Annotated in this window: 21 protein-coding genes and 1 pseudogene; 10 read left to right on the top strand and 12 right to left on the bottom strand. The window is 69.1% G+C overall.

Features of this window, described 5'->3' with window-relative positions:
• Window positions 1-72: 72 nt before the first annotated feature.
• The gene (locus ABZS97_RS15185; protein ID WP_356137667.1) at window positions 73-654 is read right to left on the bottom strand and encodes a hypothetical protein; all 582 of its coding nucleotides are present in this window, start codon (window positions 652-654) and stop codon (window positions 73-75) included.
• Window positions 655-795: 141 nt separating this feature from the next.
• On the bottom strand, window positions 796-1,818 hold the full coding sequence (locus tag ABZS97_RS15180) for a Rieske 2Fe-2S domain-containing protein (RefSeq protein WP_356137665.1): 1,023 nt from the start codon (window positions 1,816-1,818) through the stop codon (window positions 796-798).
• A gap of 186 nt (window positions 1,819-2,004) precedes the next feature.
• Between ABZS97_RS15180 and ABZS97_RS15175 the strand changes: the two genes are divergently transcribed.
• From ABZS97_RS15175 to ABZS97_RS15160, 4 genes are all read left to right on the top strand, one after another.
• Window positions 2,005-3,540 (top strand): NAD(P)/FAD-dependent oxidoreductase, encoded by a 1,536-nt coding sequence (locus tag ABZS97_RS15175; RefSeq protein WP_356137662.1) that lies wholly within the window; start codon window positions 2,005-2,007, stop codon window positions 3,538-3,540.
• 644 nt (window positions 3,541-4,184) lie between these two features.
• Entirely contained in the window at window positions 4,185-4,412 is a 228-nt protein-coding gene (locus ABZS97_RS15170) for a hypothetical protein (protein WP_356137660.1), read from the top strand.
• Entirely contained in the window at window positions 4,409-5,809 is a 1,401-nt protein-coding gene (locus ABZS97_RS15165) for a DUF2252 domain-containing protein (protein WP_356137654.1), read from the top strand. The genes ABZS97_RS15170 and ABZS97_RS15165 overlap by 4 nt, the downstream gene beginning before the upstream one ends.
• A 120-nt stretch (window positions 5,810-5,929) precedes the next feature.
• The gene (locus ABZS97_RS15160; protein WP_356137652.1) at window positions 5,930-6,343 is read left to right on the top strand and encodes a hypothetical protein; all 414 of its coding nucleotides are present in this window, start codon (window positions 5,930-5,932) and stop codon (window positions 6,341-6,343) included.
• On the opposite strand, the gene ABZS97_RS15155 is transcribed toward ABZS97_RS15160, so the two are convergent.
• Window positions 6,300-7,664 carry a DUF2254 family protein gene (locus tag ABZS97_RS15155; RefSeq protein WP_356137650.1) on the bottom strand — a complete coding sequence of 455 codons (1,365 nt, stop codon included), beginning with the start codon at window positions 7,662-7,664 and terminating at the stop codon, window positions 6,300-6,302. The two genes, ABZS97_RS15160 and ABZS97_RS15155, sit on opposite strands and share 44 nt — an antisense overlap.
• Before the next feature lie 129 nt (window positions 7,665-7,793).
• On the bottom strand, window positions 7,794-8,072 hold the full coding sequence (locus ABZS97_RS15150) for a hypothetical protein (protein WP_356137648.1): 279 nt from the start codon (window positions 8,070-8,072) through the stop codon (window positions 7,794-7,796).
• A gap of 197 nt (window positions 8,073-8,269) precedes the next feature.
• On the opposite strand from ABZS97_RS15150, the gene ABZS97_RS15145 reads away from it, so the two are divergent.
• Window positions 8,270-8,674: an SHOCT domain-containing protein gene (locus ABZS97_RS15145; RefSeq protein WP_356137646.1), complete on the top strand. Its 405-nt coding sequence runs from the start codon at window positions 8,270-8,272 to the stop codon at window positions 8,672-8,674.
• A 38-nt stretch (window positions 8,675-8,712) separates the two neighbouring features.
• Here the strand turns inward: ABZS97_RS15145 and ABZS97_RS15140 are convergent, their stop codons facing one another.
• Together ABZS97_RS15140 and ABZS97_RS15135 are read right to left on the bottom strand one after the other, a co-directional pair.
• Complete coding sequence (locus ABZS97_RS15140; RefSeq protein ID WP_356137644.1) at window positions 8,713-8,910, bottom strand: hypothetical protein; 198 nt, start codon at window positions 8,908-8,910, stop codon at window positions 8,713-8,715.
• Between the two features lie 103 nt (window positions 8,911-9,013).
• Window positions 9,014-11,704 (bottom strand): LuxR C-terminal-related transcriptional regulator, encoded by a 2,691-nt coding sequence (locus tag ABZS97_RS15135; protein WP_356137642.1) that lies wholly within the window; start codon window positions 11,702-11,704, stop codon window positions 9,014-9,016.
• Between the two features lie 195 nt (window positions 11,705-11,899).
• Between ABZS97_RS15135 and ABZS97_RS15130 the strand changes: the two genes are divergently transcribed.
• The 4 genes from ABZS97_RS15130 to ABZS97_RS15115 are packed head-to-tail and all read left to right on the top strand — an operon-like array spanning window position 11,900 to window position 13,817.
• On the top strand, window positions 11,900-12,568 hold the full coding sequence (locus tag ABZS97_RS15130; protein WP_356137640.1) for a sulfatase-like hydrolase/transferase: 669 nt from the start codon (window positions 11,900-11,902) through the stop codon (window positions 12,566-12,568).
• A gap of 46 nt (window positions 12,569-12,614) precedes the next feature.
• Window positions 12,615-13,016: an SHOCT domain-containing protein gene (locus tag ABZS97_RS15125; RefSeq protein WP_356137638.1), complete on the top strand. Its 402-nt coding sequence runs from the start codon at window positions 12,615-12,617 to the stop codon at window positions 13,014-13,016.
• Window positions 13,017-13,049: 33 nt separating this feature from the next.
• Entirely contained in the window at window positions 13,050-13,469 is a 420-nt protein-coding gene (locus tag ABZS97_RS15120; RefSeq protein ID WP_356137636.1) for a DUF6325 family protein, read from the top strand.
• Window positions 13,470-13,505: 36 nt separating this feature from the next.
• On the top strand, window positions 13,506-13,817 hold the full coding sequence (locus ABZS97_RS15115) for an SHOCT domain-containing protein (RefSeq protein ID WP_356137634.1): 312 nt from the start codon (window positions 13,506-13,508) through the stop codon (window positions 13,815-13,817).
• A gap of 5 nt (window positions 13,818-13,822) precedes the next feature.
• Here ABZS97_RS15115 and ABZS97_RS15110 read toward each other — a convergent pair whose 3' ends face one another.
• Window positions 13,823-14,584 carry a YhjD/YihY/BrkB family envelope integrity protein gene (locus tag ABZS97_RS15110; RefSeq protein ID WP_356137632.1) on the bottom strand — a complete coding sequence of 254 codons (762 nt, stop codon included), beginning with the start codon at window positions 14,582-14,584 and terminating at the stop codon, window positions 13,823-13,825.
• Window positions 14,585-14,876: 292 nt separating this feature from the next.
• Between ABZS97_RS15110 and ABZS97_RS15105 the strand changes: the two genes are divergently transcribed.
• Window positions 14,877-15,731 (top strand): hypothetical protein, encoded by an 855-nt coding sequence (locus ABZS97_RS15105; RefSeq protein WP_356137630.1) that lies wholly within the window; start codon window positions 14,877-14,879, stop codon window positions 15,729-15,731.
• A 388-nt stretch (window positions 15,732-16,119) separates the two neighbouring features.
• On the opposite strand, the gene ABZS97_RS15100 is transcribed toward ABZS97_RS15105, so the two are convergent.
• The 5 genes and pseudogenes from ABZS97_RS15100 to ABZS97_RS15080 form a co-directional block, all read right to left on the bottom strand.
• The gene (locus tag ABZS97_RS15100; protein ID WP_356137628.1) at window positions 16,120-16,329 is read right to left on the bottom strand and encodes a hypothetical protein; all 210 of its coding nucleotides are present in this window, start codon (window positions 16,327-16,329) and stop codon (window positions 16,120-16,122) included.
• A gap of 516 nt (window positions 16,330-16,845) precedes the next feature.
• Window positions 16,846-17,394: a cation:proton antiporter gene (locus ABZS97_RS15095; RefSeq protein WP_356137626.1), complete on the bottom strand. Its 549-nt coding sequence runs from the start codon at window positions 17,392-17,394 to the stop codon at window positions 16,846-16,848.
• 58 nt (window positions 17,395-17,452) lie between these two features.
• Window positions 17,453-17,761 (bottom strand): annotated as a pseudogene (locus ABZS97_RS15090) (cation:proton antiporter); the annotation flags it as partial.
• A 42-nt stretch (window positions 17,762-17,803) separates the two neighbouring features.
• Window positions 17,804-18,109 (bottom strand): hypothetical protein, encoded by a 306-nt coding sequence (locus ABZS97_RS15085; RefSeq protein WP_356137624.1) that lies wholly within the window; start codon window positions 18,107-18,109, stop codon window positions 17,804-17,806.
• Window positions 18,110-18,122: 13 nt separating this feature from the next.
• Entirely contained in the window at window positions 18,123-18,980 is an 858-nt protein-coding gene (locus tag ABZS97_RS15080) for a formylglycine-generating enzyme family protein (RefSeq protein WP_356137622.1), read from the bottom strand.
• Between the last annotated feature and the right edge of the window lie 16 nt (window positions 18,981-18,996).

The following is an 18,996-nucleotide window of genomic DNA, read 5'->3' as shown; positions in this document are numbered from 1 at the left end:
CCTCCACCTCGCACGTCACCGTGGCCGCGGTCTCCGCGGTGGCGGTGACGTTGACTCGCCCGTGAGACGTGGTCAGCACTTCAGGCCGACGATGCCCCAACCGCGGCGCTCCGCCTCCGAGACCAGCTCGCCCCAGTCGGCGAGGAAGCGAACGAACGAGTCGAAGGTCGTGACCCAGCCGTCGGGCTGTGCGGCGTGCTGGGTGAACGGCGCGCGCAGATCTGCCAGTTGAGGTGCTGCCTGCCGCCACCATCCGGCGATCACCGGTACGTTATCGGGCGGACACCACAGCAGCAGGTTCGCATCCCAAGTACACGGAAGTTCCGGGAGCCCCGACCCAACCCCGGTGGTGTCCTCCAGGCCATGCCAGAACAGTGCGTCGTTGAACCGGTCCAGGACCTTGCGCAGCCTCGGCTCGACGAAGTCGCGCATATGTTCCCAGCGGTGGCCGGCCCAAAAGTGCGGCTTGTACGAGCCGAGCGTGTCGCGCAACGCATACCGGCCGTACCAGTCCGTACCCGGCTGCGCTGGCCACGACCAGCCGTGCTCGAAGAGATCGTCGTTGTCCCCCTCACCGAACGCGGCATCGAGCAGCAGCTCTTGCCGGTCACCCGGCGCCGTCGCCTCCACCCGCGGCCAGTCCACGATCAACACCTGTATCCCCACGCCCATCATGCCAGCGTAGGACAGGGAAACGCGCAGCGTTCACCACTGAGGGACGACGGCGAATCACGGCGAGCCCCCTCTCCCGTGGTGCAACTTCGTGGCTCACACTGAGGGTCTCAGTCGGTTCCCTCACGGAGCCGGGTAGAACTGTCGGGCCCAGTGGCGGAACAAGCCGAGGGCCTCGTCGCTCGCGGCAAGGCGAGGCCGTGGCTCGTAGCGTTTGGTGTTCCAGATCTCCAGGTCCTGATGGACCTTGCTGACCGCGGTGCGCAGCATCACGCGGGCGAAGGCCCGGTGCAGGCCACGCCGTGGGAGCGACGCTCCAGCGGCGTCCTGCTTGCGGATGTCCGCACAAGCTGTCGCCACCAGCATGCGGGTGCGCCGAGGACCGGTTGGTGTGTGCATGGCCCACAGGTAGCTGACGAGTCCGAACGAGGGCAGCGGAAGTTCCACCCGGAGATATCCCAGCCCCGCCAGGAGGAACGCGTGATCCGCCTGGATCTTCCTCTTGAGAGCGGGAGGCCGGTCCGGCCCGAGACGCAGACGCATGCGCAGCAGGGGTCCTTCGGCCACCGGCGCGGTGAGTTCCTCCACAGCCACCTTGTGCAGGACGGGCAGATGCCGGTAGTCGAGGGTGTTCTCGATGATCTCCTGGGCGTAGGCGTGTACGTCCGTGCTCCAGACTGCCGTCGGAACTACTCCGGCCTGGGCGGTGTCGGGGACGTCCCAGGAGGGGGCGGCACCGTCCGGTTCGTACCAGATGAAGAGGAAGCCGTTGCGCTCACTGATGGTGTGTTGCTGCAGGCGAGCACGCGGCGGCGCGCCGTCGGGCGTGCCGACGCACGTGCCGTCGGGGGCGAAGGTGAAGCGATGGAAGGGACACACCAGGTTTTGGCCTTCCACGGTGCCGCCCGCCCCGAGATGAGCGCCCAGGTGTGGACAGTAGGGCCGCACCGCGCGGGATCGGCCGTCACGCGTGCGGTAGAGGACGACGTCCTCGTCCATGAAGCGGCGGGTCAGGACTTTGCCGGGGGGCAGTTCTCGTGAACGCGCCAGGCAGAACCAGCCACTGGGGTACGGCAGATGCCGCTCCGCCTCGTCGATGGCGGTGTGCGGGCTGCGAGACCTGGGTGGTTCGTCCCTCATCGTCATGACCGGCAGCGAAACACAGGAAATCTCGCCGATATTCACCTCACCAAGCAAGATCACTCTTATGAGGGTCTAACGGACTGTATTGCCATGGATGGTCATGGCCAACCATACGATCGGCTGCTCTGAGTAGGTGGTTGGGGCCGCTCGGCACACGCCGGGTCGCTCACGAGGCAGGCAGGGGCGCCGGTGGCCGACGACAGCATCGACAGCACACGAAGCGAAGCGGAAGTCGTTGTCATCGGGGCCGGGCTCTCCGGGGTGGCCGCCGTGATCGCGCTGCGCCGGGCCGGCTTCAGCGACGTCGTTGTGCTGGAGAAGTCCGGTCGCCTCGGCGGGACTTGGCGCGACAACACCTATCCCGGATGCGGCTGCGACGTACCGTCGATGCTGTACGAATACTCCTTCGCGCCCCACGCGTGGAGCCGGGGTTTCGCCGAGCGGTCGGAAATTCTCGACTACCTCGACACCACCGCGTCAACGCACGGCGTGGACAAGGCGATCCGCTACGGCACCGAGGTGCTGAGCATCCGCTGGGCGCCGGCGGCGCACCGCTGGAACCTGCAGACCACCTCGGGCGCGTACACCGCCCGCGCCGTGATCGTCGCCACCGGCCCCTGGCATCAGCCCCGCCACCCTGACATCCCCGGACTCGACACCTTCCCCGGCACCACCTTCCACTCCGCCCGTTGGAACCACGAAGTCGACCTGACCGGACAGCGCGTGGCAGTGGTGGGCACCGGCGCCTCCACCGTCCAGTTCCTGCCCGAGATCCAGCCCATGGCCGCCCATGTCGCCGTCTTCCAGAGCACACCGCAGTGGGTACTTCCGAAACCCGACTACCCCCTCCCTCCCGGTCTCCACCGCTTCTGCGAAAACCACCCCGGAGCACGCCGCGCACTGCGCGGCCTGCACCACTGGACCCAGGAAGCCATCGGAGTCCCCCTGCGCCACCCGCACCTGCTGCGGCCCTTGGAGGCCCTGGCCCGATTCCATCTGCGTGCCTCGGTCAGGGACCGCGCCCTGCGCCGGGCCCTGACTCCTGGCTACCGCTTGGGCGGCCGCCGCCTGATCACCTCCAGCACCTACTACTCCACCCTCACCCGGCCCAACGTGCAGCTGCATCCCACCCGCGTAACGGCAGTGGAGGGCTCCGACGTCATCGGCGCCGACGGCACCCGAACGCGCGCCGACATCATCGTCCTCGCGACCGGATTCCACATCGGCGACATCCCCCTGGCGCCCCAACTGCACGGCACCGACGGCACATTGGCACAGGCCTGGGCTGACAACCGCCGGGCCTACCTGGGCACGAGCGTCAGCGGATACCCCAACCTCTTCCTGCTCATCGGCCCGAATCTGCTCACCGGCACCACCGCCGTCCCCACCGTCCTCGAAGCCCAACTCCGCTATGTCACCACCGCCCTCAACCACCTGCGCTCCACCGGGGCGTCCGCGCTGGATGTCAGGCCGGATATCGAAGCAGCCCACCAGAAGTCCCTGCACGAGGCGTTGCGCGGCACCGTCTACAACGCCGACGGCACCGGCTACTACTTCGGCCTCCCGGGCATCAACACCTTCTGCTGGCCGTGGTCGACCGCCAGGCTGGTCAAACGTCTGGACTCCTTCGACCCGGACGCCTACGCCTGGACGCTGCCACTGCCGACCCAGGCCGACGCCGAACGGAACGATCAGCCCGCCCACAAACTGGGCCGACCTCGGTAGCTCCCGGTCACGCAGCCGTCGACGGCGCGGTGATCGGGTAGAACCGGTGGCGCCGGCGCCACCGGATGTTGAAGGGGCCGTCGCACTCGGCGGTGTGGGGCCGTTCCGGTGCTACCCCCCGCTCCGCCCGCCCGGACCCCGTCCAGCGCCGGGGCTGCCCCTGTTCTGGTGGGACCGGCCGGTGTGGCCGGTGACCTTCTGGCACGTCCTCACCCGACCGCTCGTCGCCGGCCCGGCCTCACCTTGTCTGATCCTCGCCCTCGCCGGGCCTGGCCGAACCTGGCCGGGCTGACCCGAGCGTGCCGGTGCTCCTGCTCGGCTGGTCCTTCCTCAAGGGCCTGGGGCCGCCGTGGTCAGGGGCCCGCGGCTGTGGACGACGCGGCCGATCATCACGAGGGTGTAGGCATGCGGTTACCGAACTCTCCGGACTGCCTTCCCGCGATGCCGGCGCTGGTCCCTTCAGAGGCGGTGATCGACTTTCGATCCGCCACGGAGATCAACCGGTTGGCGGGTTCCGGCCGAACCCCGGATCTGGGCCCGCGTTGACGTCGTTACGTCACCTCAAGCGGGTGATCCGGCGCGGACGTGCGGCAGGCAGGATGCGAGGAAGCGGGTTCCGGCGTTCAAGAGAGGGCGGTGTCGGCATGCGTTACGAGTTCCGTGTCAACGGTCGAGTCTCCGTGGCGCTGAACGAGTCGTTTCCGGAACTGACAAGAGCGATCGGTTCTCAGGAGACCGTGTTCTTCGGCTCGGTGACGGACGAGGCGCATCTGTACGGGCTGCTCCTGCGTTTCCAGAATCTGGGGCTGCGCGTCGACGAGATGCGCCGCCTGCCGGAGGCGGACACGCGGGCAACGGGGAGGCCGCGATGACAGCAACGATCCAGGCCGGCAGCCACCTCACCGTAGCCGAGCGAGCAGCTCAGGGCAGAGCGGCCCGTTCTACCGCGTCCCGGTCGAGTCACGCACGATTCGTTCCGGCCGAGGGGCGGCCCCATCCGGTCGGCGTGCTCGAGCAGCAGGCCGTCACGCGTGTACCGGAGCTGGTGCCCATCCGGTACGGCCGGATGTTGGAGTCACCCTTCCGGTTCTTCCGGGGTGCCGCTGCGATCATGGCCGCCGATCTCGGCCAGGCGCCGCACACACGCATCACGGTCCAGCTGTGCGGTGACGCCCACCTGCTGAACTACGGCCTGTTCGCCTCTCCCGAACGCCACCTGATTTTCGACATCAACGACTTCGACGAGACCCTGCCGGGCCCCTTCGAATGGGACATCAAACGGCTGGTGGCCAGCCTCGCCGTCGCGGGCCGCGCGAACGGCTTCGACGATGGCCGGCGCGCCGCTGTCGTCAAGGAGGCCGTGAAAGCCTATCGGCAGCGGATGCAACTCTTTTCCGGCATGCGCACGCTGGACATCTGGTACGCCCAGGACGACGCCGACCAGCTGAACGCGGTGCTGGAGGACGAGAACGTCCGTCGTCGGACGTCCCGTGCCGTGGCCAAGGCCCGCACTCGGGACAGCCTCCAAGCCTTCGACAAGCTCACTCATGTGGTCGACGGCGTGCGGCGGATCGCCCCTGACCCGCCCCTGATCACCTCTGTGGGTGACCTGAAGCCGGGCACCGAGCGCGAGGAACTCGAGCAGAGCATGACGTCGCTCATCGAACGCTACGGCCGCAGCCTCTCCACCGAACGCCGCCACCTTCTGGAACGCTTCCGCCTGGTCGACATGGCACGCAAGGTGGTCGGGGTCGGGAGCGTCGGTACCCGCTGCTGGATCGCCCTCCTGGAAGGCCGGGACGACGGCGATCCGCTGCTGCTGCAGGCCAAGGAGGCCGGGGAATCGGTCCTCGCCCCGTACTGCGGACCCGGCAGGTACGACAACCAGGGGAAGCGGGTGGTCGCCGGACAGCGGCTGATGCAGGCGAACAGCGACATCTTCCTCGGCTGGGAACGCGTCACTGGCATCGACGGCCGACTGCGCGACTTCTACGTCAGGCAGCTGCGCGACTGGAAAGGCACGCCCCAGCCCGAGACCATGACGCCTGACCTGCTGCGCCTCTACGCGGGCCTGTGCGGCGGCTCGCTGGCCCGCGCACACGCTCGCTCCGGCGATCCGGTCGCCATCGCCGCCTACCTCGGCACGGGCAGCTCCTTCGACCGGGCCCTGGCGGAGTTCGCCGAAGCGTACGCCGACCAGAACGAGCGGGACCACGAGGTCTTCGCCGAGGCCGTCCAGGCCGACCGGATCACCGCCAGGGCTGCCTGAGCCACCGTCGCTCATGACCATCGATCACCCGTGCGGGGTGACGACGCAGAGGCCGCCCGGGTGGAGGCTCGTACAGGAGCGGCTGCCGACCGCAGCCACACGAGAAACGGAGGCCCTGCAATGGCGACCATGACCCACCACCGCTCGCACGGCGCTCAGGCGGCCGCCACAGGGCTGACGCTCTTCGCCGCTGTGATGCTGTTCATCGCCGGCACCCTCGACCTCTTCCGGGGCATCATGGCGATCGCCGAGGACGAAGTCTTCGTCAACACCCCCAACTACGTCTTCAAGTTCGACCTGACTAGCTGGGGCTGGATCCAGCTGGCGCTCGGGGTGATCGCCATGGTCGTGAGCGTCGGTCTGTTCTACACGTCCACCTGGGCGAGGGTCGTCGGCGTGGGCATCGCGGGGCTGCTGATCATCGCCAACTTCCTGTCCATCCCGTACTACCCCGTCTGGTCCCTGACACTGATCGCTCTGTACGGCTTCGTCATCTGGGCGTTGTGCGTGGTCCAGCAGAAGGATCTCGACTAGAGCTCGGCTGGAGCGGGTCCGGCGGAGCCCCGGCACCGCCGAGTCCCTGCCGGTCCGCTCCCTTTGCCACCGACGTGAGCAGAGGATCCCGAAAGGCATGGGCGATCCGGTCCACCACGGCGATGCGTTCGACCAGTGGTGCTTGCCGGTGGTCCGGGGCCGCACCGGCCACGGTGTCGAGTACCACCCTCAGGCGTCGTACGACCTGCAAGGACGTCGCCCCGTAGTGCAGGATCTCGTCCAGGGCCAGGCTTACCAGTCCCGGCCACGCAGGCGCGGAGCGGCGCAGGCGGGGCGTCCCCTTCCCGTCCGCAACCAAGGTCACGCCGAGCGGGCGCGTGACGATCCGTACCAGCGTCTCCTCGATCTGGTCCAGTGCCTGGACGGCGGTCGTGGGGTCGTTGACGGCCGGTGAGAGTGCGCGGATCGCGATGTCCACCAGGAGCCGTAGGCCGTACGCAGGATCCTGGTGGATGGAGCGGACCTGGTCCACGCGTACGCAGGACGCCAGGCGGCGCAGCCCGCTGCCATGTGCCTCACGCGCCCCCGCCAGACCGTGCACATACCCCAGGACCGAACCCACGCAGACGTAGTCCCCGGGAACGACATCAAGGGCGACCCGCGCGTCCCAGCCCGTCGCGATCCGCACCAGCCGCCGCTCGTCGACGCCCTGGACGACTCCGGATCGCCCGGTGTGGACCAACGGAAGCCCCGGACCGGACGCCCACATCTCTGCACCGGGGGCCGCCGCTGTGCCGCTCGGCGGGAGAGCGGCGTCGATCGACGCCGGCATGAGCTCACCCACCGCCCGAGCCAGCCCGCCGCCGGTCACGAAGTGCCGGAGCCCGGTGAGACTCCGCAACAGCACGGCCGTGTCGATGACCACGAGGACGACGGCCACGGTCACCGACAGCCGCGGAATCTCGTCGGGCCGGATCTGGGCCAGCACAAGCAGTGCGTAGACCGCGGTCCCGGTCACCAGTCCTACGATGGCCAGAGATCGGCGGAAATGATCGATGACGCCGATCAGGCGCGGAGACATGTTCTGCACGGTCTGGATCACCAAGGTGACCGCGGTGATGACGAACCCGGACAGAGTGATCATCCCGCCCGCGATGGCCGCGAGGGTCGTAGAGGCCGTCGTCGGGTCGTAGGTCAACCCGACCTTCGGAAGGGAGTCCTCCCAGTGCGGCAGTCCCAGGCCGAGCGCGACTGCTCCCGCCATCGTCACCGCGGCCAGGGCGGGGCCCAGGAACACGACCAGGCGCCTGAAGCGGGACGTGGCGACGGGACCACGCGTGTGCCACGTCTCTGCCTCCACGTGATCACCGTAAGAGGCCGGCGGCGTTCGCGCGCGCCCTGTCACGCGAGGGAGCTGACAGCTTCGTGGTGCTCGACGCGCTTGCGGCATCACCCCGACAGGTGACGCGGGGGTGAGGGTGAGCGTTCGTCAACGGCAGTGCCGCACGACCCAGTGCGCGCCGTGATCCGCCGCGAGGTAGCGGTGTCGCAGTCGCTCGGGGAGGTTCCACGGCTCGTCCAGCCGGATGGCCCCGGGACGGTGGTCGTGCCGGGCGGTGGCTTCCGTCGCCCTGGCCAGTCCCTCGGCGCACTGGTGCAGTCGCTCGAGCGATCGCTCGTCGCTGGCGTTCAGCCGGTCGTAGGCGGCTTCAACGGCCGCCAGGGCGTCCGCGAGGTTCGCAGTCGCCGGAACGAGATCCGTCGCCATGGCGGTTCCTCCTGGTCACACGTCGACCGCGTGGTGCGCGGGTGGTACGGGTCCTTGTTGTGAGGATGCGGTGACCGGGTCGTCCGTGAGGCCACCCGTAGCGGGTGATCCGCAGCGCTCCGTGCCGGTGGACCGTGGTGCCGTCAACAACACGCCGCTGTGGCCATCGAACGGCGGACCGGGAACCGGAGGGCACCATGTCCGACTACCCCCTGCTGAACGCGTTCCTCACGATGATGTGGTTCTTCCTGTGGATGGCGTGGTTCATGCTCCTGTTCAGGGTCATCGCCGACGTCTTCAGCGACGACACCCTCGGCGGCTGGGGCAAGGCGGGATGGACACTCTTCGTCTGTGCCCTGCCCTACCTGGGCGTCCTTGTCTACCTGATCGCCCGGGGCCGGAGCATGGGCGAGCGGACTCTGCGGCAGGCGCGGGCCCGGGACCAGGCCCTGCGCGCGTATGTGCGGGAGGCGGCCACCGAGAGCCCGCCGGCCGGGAGGAACAAGGCAGACGAACTGGCGCGGCTCGCCGGCCTGCACGACCACGGCGACATCAGCGACGCCGAGTACGAGAAGGCCAAGGCCGAAGTGCTTGCCGCGTGAGCGCATCCGGGCGGTTCGACGCGGTGCAACGGACCGGATCACTCGGGCAGACGGCGCATCTCCATCACGTGCAACCCCAGCGACTGGAAGCGTGACAGCAGGCCGTAGAGCTGAGCCTCATCGGCGACCTGGCCGAACAGAACGGTCTGCGCGGTCCTGACGGAACTCTCCAGCTCCGGGAACGCCCGTGTCATCGTTCGGGACATCTCCCCGTCGATGCGGATCTCGTATCGCATGAGCGCGCTTCTCTCGCAGTCACACCGCAGCCCTGCCCCCGGTTCCATGCTGGGACTTCCGGACGCTGACTGGCATCACCCGCTCCAGGTGACCTGGGCCCGGCTACAGGAGATGCAGCTCCCGGGCGTGACGCACGGCCTCGCCCCGTCGCGTCGCGGCGAGCTTGCGGTAGATGTTCTTCAGATGAGTCTTGACGGTGTTGACCGACAGATGGAGGTCGGCGGCGATCTCCTCCGTCGACATCGTCTGCGCCAGCCGTTCCAGCACCTCGTGCTCACGCTCGCTCAGTGGCTCGGTCACGACGTCAGGGCCGAGCCCGTGCGCGTGATGCCCCGGAGCATGTCCCGTCAGCTCGGGCGGCAGCCAGTCGTGCCCGCGCGTCAGCGCCGGTTGGCGGCGCACCAAGTGCTGCAGCCACGGTCCTGCATCGAGGAACGGACGCCTCAGCGCTTGGGGCCGGGCCGTGGACAGGGCCCGTGCGGTCAGACGCTGTGCCGCGGAGTCGTCTCCCAGAGCATCGGCGGTCTGCGCCCGTGCCAGCAGCGTCCTGGCCGTGACGGCGGGCCCCTCACCCTGCCCCACCGGGAGCGCGTGGAGCAGAGCCTGCGCCTCGAGCGCGCTGCCCACGGCAAGCCGGGCACGAGCCGCGGCCACCACGTTCTCCGGCCCCGCGAACCCGACCTCCTCAAGGACCTTCATGGCGACTTCGGGGCGGTCTTGCACCAGGTGTGCGCTGGCCCTGCCCAGGGCGGTCCGCTCGCGTACCCACGGCGAGGGCTCGACGGCTGCCCGCGGTTTCTCCAGCTCGTCGAGGACCTGCAGTGCCGCTCGCGGATGACCCTTGGCGAGCAGCAGGCGCGAGCGCAGGAGAGTCGCTTCGGCCCGGACGATGGGGTCGTGCGGTGCCACGGATGATGCGAACACCTGCTCCAGATGGGCATGCGCGGAGCCGAGTTCGTCACGATCGAGGGCGACGGCGGCCAGCACGAGTTGGGCCACCCCGGTGCGGGCCGCGGAGGGCAGGCCGCCGCGCTCCGCCTCGGCGACCGCTGCCCGGGCGTGGCGTTCGGCGCGGTCGGGCCAGCCGCGCAGGAAGTCGATCAGGGCCAGTCGGCTGAGGCACTCGTGCCGCGGAAACGCGGTGTCCGGACCGTCGTCGAGTGGTGCGACGGCGGACAGCGTCGTCCGGGCGGCATCGAAGTCTCCCGCCCACAGCTGGGCCGATCCCAGGTCGGTGAGCATCAGTGCGCGCAGCTCTGGATGCTGTTCCAGACGCTCGGCGGGGATGGCTCGCTCCGCCACCGCCACGTCCTGCGCCGCATCCTCGGCCAGGTCGGCAGAGCCGATCATCCGGGCGGCCAGCACTCGCAGCAGAGCGCAGCTGAGCCGCCGGGCCGCGGACGGATACCCGCCGTCGTGAAGGTTGTCCCGGGCGCGGCGTAGGTGGTCGAGCCCGCGGTCGACGTCGTGGCGAGTCAGATGACGGGCGGTACGTACAAGATCCGCGGCGGGGCCGGGAGTGTCCGGGGGCATCGTGGAGAAGAGCCGGTCCAGGCGGGCGGCTTCCAGGCCGGTGAGGAGCCGTCCGATGGCCAGCTCCTCCACGAACTGGTCGGCCGTGTGTTCCCAGTCCCCGGCGTCCGCGGCATGCGGCAGGGCCTCGGCGAACAGTCCCGTTGCACTGAGCCACCGCGCGGCTCTGCGGTGCAGCTCGGGCTCGAGCCCAGGGCACCGGACCCGTAGATGGGCCCGGAGGATCTCGGCGAACAGCGGGTGAAGCCGGTACCACGAGTGACCGATGGACTCAACGAACGCGTTCGCGCGCTGCAGGCCGGCCAGGATCGGCTCCGCGTCGTCACGGCCCGTGAGGGTGTTGGCCAGGTCGGGGTGGATCTGTTCGAGGATGCTGCTGCGCAGCATCAGGTCTTGTGTCGCGCCCGGCTGTGTGTCGAGCACCTCGGCGAGCAGGAAGTCGGCAAGAGTGCTCTGACCTGCTTCGAAGTCCTTCAGGAAGGCGTCCGGGTCCTCGGCCTGCTGTGCCGCCAGAATGCACAGCCTGAGCCCGGCGGCCCAGCCCCCGGTCCACTCGGTCAGGGAGCGCGTGCCCTGCTCCGAGAGACGTATGCCGTGCCGGCTCAGCAATTGGGCCGTCTCCTGGGGCAGGAATGCCAGGTCGGCGCCGCGGATGTCGATGACCTGGCCGGCGGCGCGGTAGCGGTGCAGTGGGAGCAGGGGTTCCGTGCGGCTGATGACGACCAGGCGTAGTCCGTCGCCCACGTGACGGAGCAGGAACTGAAGCTCGTCGGCGATCTCCGTCGAGCCTGCGACGCGATCGAACTCGTCGAGCACCAGGACGACAGGTTCGCTCCGCTCACTGAGATGAGCGGCCAGCCGGGCGAGCAGCGCGTGATCCACCTCGCCGGCACGGGCCGGGCTGCCGACGGTGTCCGGGGGTCCGAAGCCATGACGGCGCAGGGCTTCCAGTGCATAGGTCCAGAAGACGCCGGGGCTGTTGTCCTCGTTCTCCACCGTCAGCCATGCCACATGGCTCGACGCACCCTCCTTGGCGGTCCAGTCGGCCACCAGCAGTGTCTTGCCCGCTCCCGCGGGTCCGTTGACGAGGGTCAAGGGCACGTGCCTGCCCAGAGCCAGACGCTCGACGAGCCGCGGTCTGCGTATGAACGTGCTCGGGGGAACCGGCACCCTGAACCGTGCCGCCAGAAGGGGATCACCGTTCGGCGTGAGCCGCTCCGCGGCAGCGTCCCGGCGTCCACCGGAGCTCGGACGGGGCATGACCCTCACCACAACACCGCAGGGCGCAGTCCGGAAGAACTGCCTACCTCTTGATCATCACCCGTCAAGCGGAAGGCCGCAACGCAGGGTCGTTCTTCACCCTGGACGGGTGAGGCGCCGGGACGCGCTGCCGCGCACTGTGAGGGCAGGGACAGTGTGGCCCTGACGCGGCGACCGGGAAGGAAGGCGTGACACATGTCCGAGATCCACCGCCAGATTCTCCCGATCCCCGACGTGCAGCGCCCAGGGCCGATGACATACGACGCCAAGGATCCGGACACCTCGTTCCCGCCCATCCAGCCGCTGATGCCCCCCGGCCAGGCACCCAACGTGATGCTGATCATGCTCGACGACGTCGGTTTCGGCGCCCCGAGCACCTTCGGCGGCCCCTGCGAGACCCCCGTCTTCGACCGCCTGGCGCACAACGGCCTGCGTTACACCCGCTTCCACACGACCGCCCTGTGCTCGCCGACCCGTGCGGCGCTGCTCTCCGGCCGCAATCACCACTCCGTGGGCATGGGAGGCGTCACCGAGATCGCCACATCGGCCCCGGGCTACAACTCGATGCGCCCCAACACCAAGGCTCCGCTCGCCGAGATCCTCAAGCTCAACGGCTACTCCACAGCCCAGTTCGGCAAGTGCCACGAGGTCCCGGTCGAGCACACGCTGCCCTTCCTCTTCTCCGCCGACGAGACGGCCGACGTGGGCGTGGACACCGGCACACCGGTCGCCCCCGACTACGTGAGCCCCGATGGCGCGTTCACCGGCGACATCCACCGGGTCCAGGTCGACACCGGCCCAAACGATGCGAACCACTTCATCCGGCCGGAGGACCGGATCCGCATCGCCATGGGACGTCAGTGACGCGGTCCCCCCCCCCACACACGGCATCGCACCAAGGAGAACGATCATGGACTACCCGCTGCTGAACGCGTTCCTGACCATCATGTGGGTCTTCTTGTGGGTCATGTGGTTCATGCTGCTCTTCCGGATCTTCGGCGACATCTTCCGCGACGACTCGATGAGTGGCTGGGGCAAGGCCGGTTGGTCGGTCTTCTGCGTCGTCCTGCCGTTCCTGGGCTGCTTCGTGTACCTCATCGCCCGAGGCAAGGGCATGGGCGAACGCGAGGTCCGCAAGGCACGACAGAGCGAACAGGAATTCCGTGCCTACGTGCGGGACGCCGCCGGGACGAGTCAGGCCGGGGCCACCGGCCACGTCGACGAGCTGTCGAAGCTGGCCGGCCTGCACGACCACGGCGACATCACCGACGCCGAGTACGAGCGTGCCAAGGAGAAGGTGCTCGCCGGCTGACGGCGCGCGATCGCGTGAGGAAGGGGAACTGTCATGGACGTAGGACCTGTCGAGTACATCGTCGTCGCCTTTCCGGGCAACCGTTTCCGGGGTGAGATCGCACCGGAGCTGAGGGCGCTCGTGGTGAGCGGCACGGTGCGTATCCTCGACCTCACCTTCGTCAAGAAGGATGCCGACGGCGTCGTCTCCTACGTCGAGCTCGATGCTCTCGACCCCGTGGAGGCCTCCGTCTTCGACGAAATCGAGGGGGATGTCGGCGGACTGTTCAGCCAGGAGGATCTCGAGCTGATCGCCGAGGAACTCGTGCCCGACTCGTCGGCGGCCATTCTCCTGTGGGAGGACACCTGGGCAGCCGGGATGGCGGGCGCCGTCCGCCGTGCCGGCGGCAGACTCGTCGCCCACGAGCGCATCCCCGCCGAAGTGGTGGAGCAGGCGTACCAGAACGCCGCGTAAACGGTGTACCGAGACAGGAAAGGGAAGGTGAGGGCCATGTTGGGTCGTCCCCTGGCACGTAGAGGGCGTCCGGGGCTCGTCGGTGTCGCCGCCCGTACGGCGGTGGCCGCGGGTACGGCGAGCGCAGTCTCCGGGCGGGTCGCCCGACACCAGGCCGAGCGCACCGCCGCACAGCAGACCGTGCCGGACGCAGGCGCCTCCGCCCAGGAGCCGCCGGGCCCGCCGGCCCCTTCAGGGCTGACGGATGAAGCAATCACCAATCTGGAACGCCTCGGCAAACTCCACGAGCAAGGTGTGCTCTCGGACGAGGAGTTCGCCGTCCAGAAGGACCGAATCCTCAGGGGCTGACGGACCTACGGCTTCTGCACGGGAGTGCCCAGCAGGCGCGGGAACGGCCCTGAAACAGCCGTGACCTGGCCGAGGGCGATGCCGGTGACGATCACGCAGCTGCACGTGATCAGCCACGAGAGCAGCGCGAAGACGTAGCCGAGAGATCCGAACTGGGCGAGACTTCGCTGCATGGCTGCCGGCATGAACAGCCCTGACACATAGACGAACGTCACCATGCCGACGCCCGCCAGAACGGCTCCGGGCAGCAGCGGCATCCATCCGATGCGGGCACCGAGCAGCAGATGCTGCGTCCACCACCACAGCAGTACGGCGGTCGACAGCGAGAGCACGACCCCGAGCCAGGTGCCGCCGCCGAAACCGTGGCGCAACGGAGCCTGGAACAGCAGCGCGGCAAGCCATCCCAACAGCCACACCAGCCACCGCCAGGCGGTCAGACGTGCGCCGCCCTTGGGCAGATCCCAGCAGCGCTCGCAGACTTGCTGCAGGGCCCGGCTCAGCGCGGTGGCCGAAATGAGCGCGACGACGATGCCGACAGCTCCGTACGTGTCCTTCGTGACGCCCTGCGCGGTGAACGTCTCCTGGATGTCGTCGACCGGCGCGTCCTCACCGAACAGGGCCTGAACGGAGTCGACCAGCACGTCCTTGACGCCTCTGGGCGCGAACGCGGCCAGCACGATGAGCAGCGGCAGTGCGGCAAGGAAGGTCTGAGCCGCCAGCCGCGCGCTGGCGTCCAGCCAGTTCACGCTGATCAGCCGGCCAAGCATCAGCCGGACCACTGGCGTCCGCCGAGGGATCCCCCGGGCCGTCCTGGCCCACTGCCCAAGCTGCTTATGATTCACGGTCCATTCCTCGCACAGAGAAGCCGTCACCGCCCTCAGGGGCTCGCGTCATGGGCGCTTCATCCGGGTGAATCAGCTGCCGCAAGAGATCGACAGGGCGGATGGACGCGATCGGTTGGCTAGCCTGCGGCGGGTGAACGACGGCGAGCCAGCGGGGCGGCATACTCCCGGCGCGGCCAGGAGACTGCTGCGTACGGTCCGGGCGGATCCCCGGCACATGCCCGAGCGCATGGCCGTGTTCGCGGTTGAGTTCCTAGGCCCGCCGGCCGCCGAGTGGATCGCTCAGCGGCGGTCCGAGCTGCCGGGACATGAAGCGGACGCCGAGGAACTGGGACACCAGGTGGTGCGGCGGGGCGTTCGCTCATCCGTCACGGAAGGGTCCTTCCTTGGCGGCCCTTTCATGGCACTGCTGCCGATCGCGTTCTGTGGCGCGTTGCTCGCCCAGTTCCGGATGGTGCTCGAACTCGCGGCCCTGTCCGGTCGTGACCCCAGGGATGAAGCGGTCGTGGCCGACCTGCTGGTGATCCAGGGCGTCTATCCGACCGTTGTTGAGGCGGCGGCGGCGCTGCGGGAGGCACGGCCTGCCGCCGTCGACGCCGGGCCCGGGGTCAGTTGGTGGAGCACCGTCAGGAGACAGGCGTACCTCATCGGTCTGGTCACGTCCCAGGATCAGCCGAGCGGGAAGATGCGCAGGGCTGCAGGGTGGGCGGGCACGATTGCGCTGGTCCTCATCGGTTTCGTGGTGCCGTTCGTCTGGGTTCCGGTGTGCGCGGAGATGTACCGGCGCGCGACGAACAAGCTCGCCGGAGTCTCCGCGCGGCACTTCGCGCAGCACGGGGGGACGGAGGTGCTGCCTGTCGGCGGTCCTGCGCGGAGGCGTGTCACGCTGCGCCCGGGGTTCCTCCTGGTGGCAGTGCGGGTTCTGCTGGCGTGCACGGTGCCGGTCGCGATTGTGCTGGTCGTACTGGCTGCCGACCTCCGTGTTGCCGACGCGCACTGGAGCACGGTATTGCTCGCGTTCTTCGCCGTCGCCGCGATCGCCGCGCTGGTGTGGTACCTGCTCCGCCGCTGACTCAACGGCGCGACAGCGCCGGCTCGAGTGCCGCCAGTCCGGGCGTGTCTTCGGCCGGGGTGCGCCGGGCGGTTATGTGGGGCACGAACGCGCAGAGCCCGAGGGTTGATCGTGCAGTGGGCGGGGGTCGGGAAGGAGAGCGCCTCGCCGTCGACGCCGACCTCCGGCTCGGGCGCGTCGGCGTGAGTGACGATTTCCCGTGCGGTCATCGTGGTGAGCCCGGACGAGTGAGCCGCGCAGCAGGTCGGCCGCCTGGATCGCGTTGTCGACCTTGCTGCTCAGCACACCGAGGACTCCCGCGTTCAGCCGCTCACGGCGCCCGAGGCCCGCCGGGTCGCCTGTGCTGTAGGTGTGGTTGCTCACGGGCACGGCTTGGGGGAGTCGATGCTCACTCCCGCGTCCTCAAACAGGCGGCGAACGACACATTGCTGACGAAGGTGCGCTCTGCGATGCGGCCCAGGTCGATGCGGAGTTCGACACCATCGGCGAGCGCCTGAGTACCGTCTCCGCCGGCTACGCCGAGCAGATCCTCGCCGTCCGCCCGAGCGTGGCGTGCGAGCGTGGCAACATTTTGAGGGTGCGCGGTGTCGAGCAGCACGACCTGGGCGCCCCGAGTGCTTCGGCCTTCTCCTCCAACCCGAATCTTCCGACTTTTCCGCCACCCGAGCGCGGATTCAGGATGAGGAGCGGTCGTCCGGGCGTTGGGGGGTGGTGTTCGGCCTGAGCGGCTTGTCCGCCGTCCTCGGCGAGCGCGGTCCATCCTTCGAAGCACGCCACGGCCCATGACGCGAGCATGACGATCACGAGAAAGAACAGGCCGACGGCGACAAAGAGCCCGGTCAACGCCATCTGCGCGGCCGCCGCCAGGACCACCGCGTGCCATCTGATCAGACCCCTACGGCTGAGAGCCCACCACAGTCCGGCGGCGCTGACGGCAAGTCCGGTCAGCGCGATGGCGGCCGGCCCAGGCTCTTGAAACCCGCGACCGCCAGCGGCAGGACCACTGCGGCGACCACCGCCGCGATCGCCAGTCGGGCCGCCCACCGTTGCGTGGGACTACTGCGACGCCTGGTGATGTCGCCACCCGTGATTCCTCCGTAGCTCGTCCTGTGCCCTACCGCGCGGTGAAGCCCTCGTCGGGCATCCCCTCCCGCAGATCTGGCCGACCTGCGGCAGCCTTCTGGTGCCAGGCGCCGTACCGATTCGCGAGAACGGTGGCAGACATGCCATGCAGCAGGATGCTCAGCGCGACGGTGATCGCGATCGCCCGGCCCAGCAACTGAACCCCCTGGACGTGCTCCTCCACCACGAGCAGCCCGAAGACGACGGAGGCGAGTCCGCGCGGCCCGAACCATCCGATGTAGGCGACCGTGGGGAGGGCCAGACTGGTCCCGACCAGAGAGAGGGCGACGGGCAGCATCCGGACCACGGTGAGGCTCAGTTCGGCGTACGTGAGGATCCTCCAGTCGAGGTGCTCCAGTGCCGGACCGAGCAGGACGGCCCCGAAGACCAGGAAGCTCAAGGAGGCGAGAAACTCGGCGAGTTGCTCGGCAAGCTCTGCGGTGTCCTCGCCGTCGTCCGGTACCTCCACTGCCGTGCTCCGGCGCTGGGAGACACCGAAGGCGAAGCCGGCCACCCAGGCCGCGATGAACCCTCCCGTCAACGATGACGGCCGGCGTGTAAGAGCCCGCGGCCAGGGCCAAGACGAACATCTGCCCCCAGTCACGGCTGACCCAGCCCCGCTTGCGCGCCCAGGACAAGAGCCACCCGCCGAGTCCGCCGACCGCCGGCCCCAGCGCGGTGCTGACCACGAGCGCGCGCCAGAAGACTCCGGCAACTCCCTCCTGTGAGGCGTTGGTTCCGGACATAGCCGCGAGGAACAGCACGAAGAAGGGCAGCGTCATACCGTCGTTGAGGCCGCTCTCGACGTTGAGACCACTGCGCACGAGCGGGGGGACACGCGGGCTGGAGACAGCCGTCCTGCCCAGAGCCGCGTCGGTCGGGGCCAGGATCGTCCCGACCAGCGCCAACTCCCACGCGGTCAGCCCCGGCAGCAGAGGCCACGCGAGGAGTCAGCCGGCCCCGATGGTCAACGGCAGCCCGATCCCCAGCAGCCGGCCGGGGAGGAACCCGCCGACGCGCAGATCCTTTCGGCGTACGGTCATCGCGTCGGTCAGCAGGACGAGCGTCAGGGCCGCTTCGACCAGGGTGAGCACAGGTCCCGCGGCGTGCTCCAGTTCGAAAAGGTCGAGCCCGATCGGCCCGATGGCCACCCCGAAGCCGACGAACACCATCGGCCCCGACACGGCGGTCGCCGACAGCCGCCGCGAGAAGAGCGCGTACCCGCCGTGACGGCGGCCATGGAAGCCCCGGCCCACGCACTGCCACCACTCACTGTGACCTCGCTGATGTGTCGTCGAGGACGCAGCGGAACCCCTGGTTGCCGGTGCTGCTGTCGGGGGTGCTGGAACTGCGGGCGGCTACGCGGTAGCGGCGGCAGTAAGAGGCGTGGCAGAGGTAGGAGCCACCGCGGATCACCCGCTGTACGCCGAACGACGGGCCGGGCGGACCGTCCTGCGGACTGCGCGCGTAGTAGGCGGGCGAGTACCAGTCCGCGCACCACTCCCAGACGTTGCCGCACATGTTGTGCAGGCCGTGACCGTTCGGAGGGTACGCGGCGACGGGCGCCGTGCCGTACCAGCCGTCCGCGACGGTGTTGTGGTCGGGGAAAGTGCCCTGCCAGACGTTCATCCGGTGCTCACCGGCCGGCTCCAGCTCGTCACCCCAGGGGAACACCGCCTGTTCGAGGCCGCCGCGCGCGGCGTACTCCCACTCCGCCTCGGTCGGCAGCCGCTTTCCGGTCCAGGCGGCGTAGGCGGTGGCGTCGTCCCACGAGACATGGACGACCGGGTGCTCGGCCCGGTCGTGTACATCGGACTCCGGCCCCTCGGGGTGGCGCCAGCACGCCCCGTACGCCTGGCGCCACCACGGTGCCTCGGTGACGGCCCGGGTCTCGGGGAAGTCGGCCGGAAGAAGCCCGGCAAAAACGAACGACCAGCCGAAGCGTTCGGCATCCGTGACGTGTCCGGTCTCATCGACGAAGTCCTGGAACTCCGCGTTGGAGACGGCACAGCGGTCGATCCAGAAGGGCGCGAGTCGGACCGCGTGAACGGGGCCCTCACCGTCCTCGGGCACAACCCAGTCGCCTTCCGAGCCCATCAGGAACAGACCGCCGGGCACGTGCACCATGCCAACTGCCCACGCG

This window comes from Streptomyces sp. NPDC005485 (assembly GCF_040606085.1).
Lineage (GTDB): Bacteria > Actinomycetota > Actinomycetes > Streptomycetales > Streptomycetaceae > Streptomyces.
The sequence above is the reverse complement of the archived record's forward strand: the minus strand, read 5'-3'. Positions and strand labels throughout refer to the sequence as shown.

Coding starts and splice junctions, on each gene's coding strand:
- ABZS97_RS15180 (WP_356137665.1), bottom strand. CDS start 1,818: ATGACGATGAGGGACGAACCACCCAGGTCTCGCAGCCCGCACACCGCC.
- ABZS97_RS15170 (WP_356137660.1), top strand. CDS start 4,185: ATGCGTTACGAGTTCCGTGTCAACGGTCGAGTCTCCGTGGCGCTGAAC.
- ABZS97_RS15165 (WP_356137654.1), top strand. CDS start 4,409: ATGACAGCAACGATCCAGGCCGGCAGCCACCTCACCGTAGCCGAGCGA.
- ABZS97_RS15160 (WP_356137652.1), top strand. CDS start 5,930: ATGGCGACCATGACCCACCACCGCTCGCACGGCGCTCAGGCGGCCGCC.
- ABZS97_RS15150 (WP_356137648.1), bottom strand. CDS start 8,072: ATGGCGACGGATCTCGTTCCGGCGACTGCGAACCTCGCGGACGCCCTG.
- ABZS97_RS15145 (WP_356137646.1), top strand. CDS start 8,270: ATGTCCGACTACCCCCTGCTGAACGCGTTCCTCACGATGATGTGGTTC.
- ABZS97_RS15140 (WP_356137644.1), bottom strand. CDS start 8,910: ATGCGATACGAGATCCGCATCGACGGGGAGATGTCCCGAACGATGACA.
- ABZS97_RS15135 (WP_356137642.1), bottom strand. CDS start 11,704: ATGCCCCGTCCGAGCTCCGGTGGACGCCGGGACGCTGCCGCGGAGCGG.
- ABZS97_RS15130 (WP_356137640.1), top strand. CDS start 11,900: ATGTCCGAGATCCACCGCCAGATTCTCCCGATCCCCGACGTGCAGCGC.
- ABZS97_RS15125 (WP_356137638.1), top strand. CDS start 12,615: ATGGACTACCCGCTGCTGAACGCGTTCCTGACCATCATGTGGGTCTTC.
- ABZS97_RS15120 (WP_356137636.1), top strand. CDS start 13,050: ATGGACGTAGGACCTGTCGAGTACATCGTCGTCGCCTTTCCGGGCAAC.
- ABZS97_RS15115 (WP_356137634.1), top strand. CDS start 13,506: ATGTTGGGTCGTCCCCTGGCACGTAGAGGGCGTCCGGGGCTCGTCGGT.
- ABZS97_RS15110 (WP_356137632.1), bottom strand. CDS start 14,584: ATGCTTGGCCGGCTGATCAGCGTGAACTGGCTGGACGCCAGCGCGCGG.
- ABZS97_RS15105 (WP_356137630.1), top strand. CDS start 14,877: ATGCCCGAGCGCATGGCCGTGTTCGCGGTTGAGTTCCTAGGCCCGCCG.
- ABZS97_RS15080 (WP_356137622.1), bottom strand. CDS start 18,980: ATGGTGCACGTGCCCGGCGGTCTGTTCCTGATGGGCTCGGAAGGCGAC.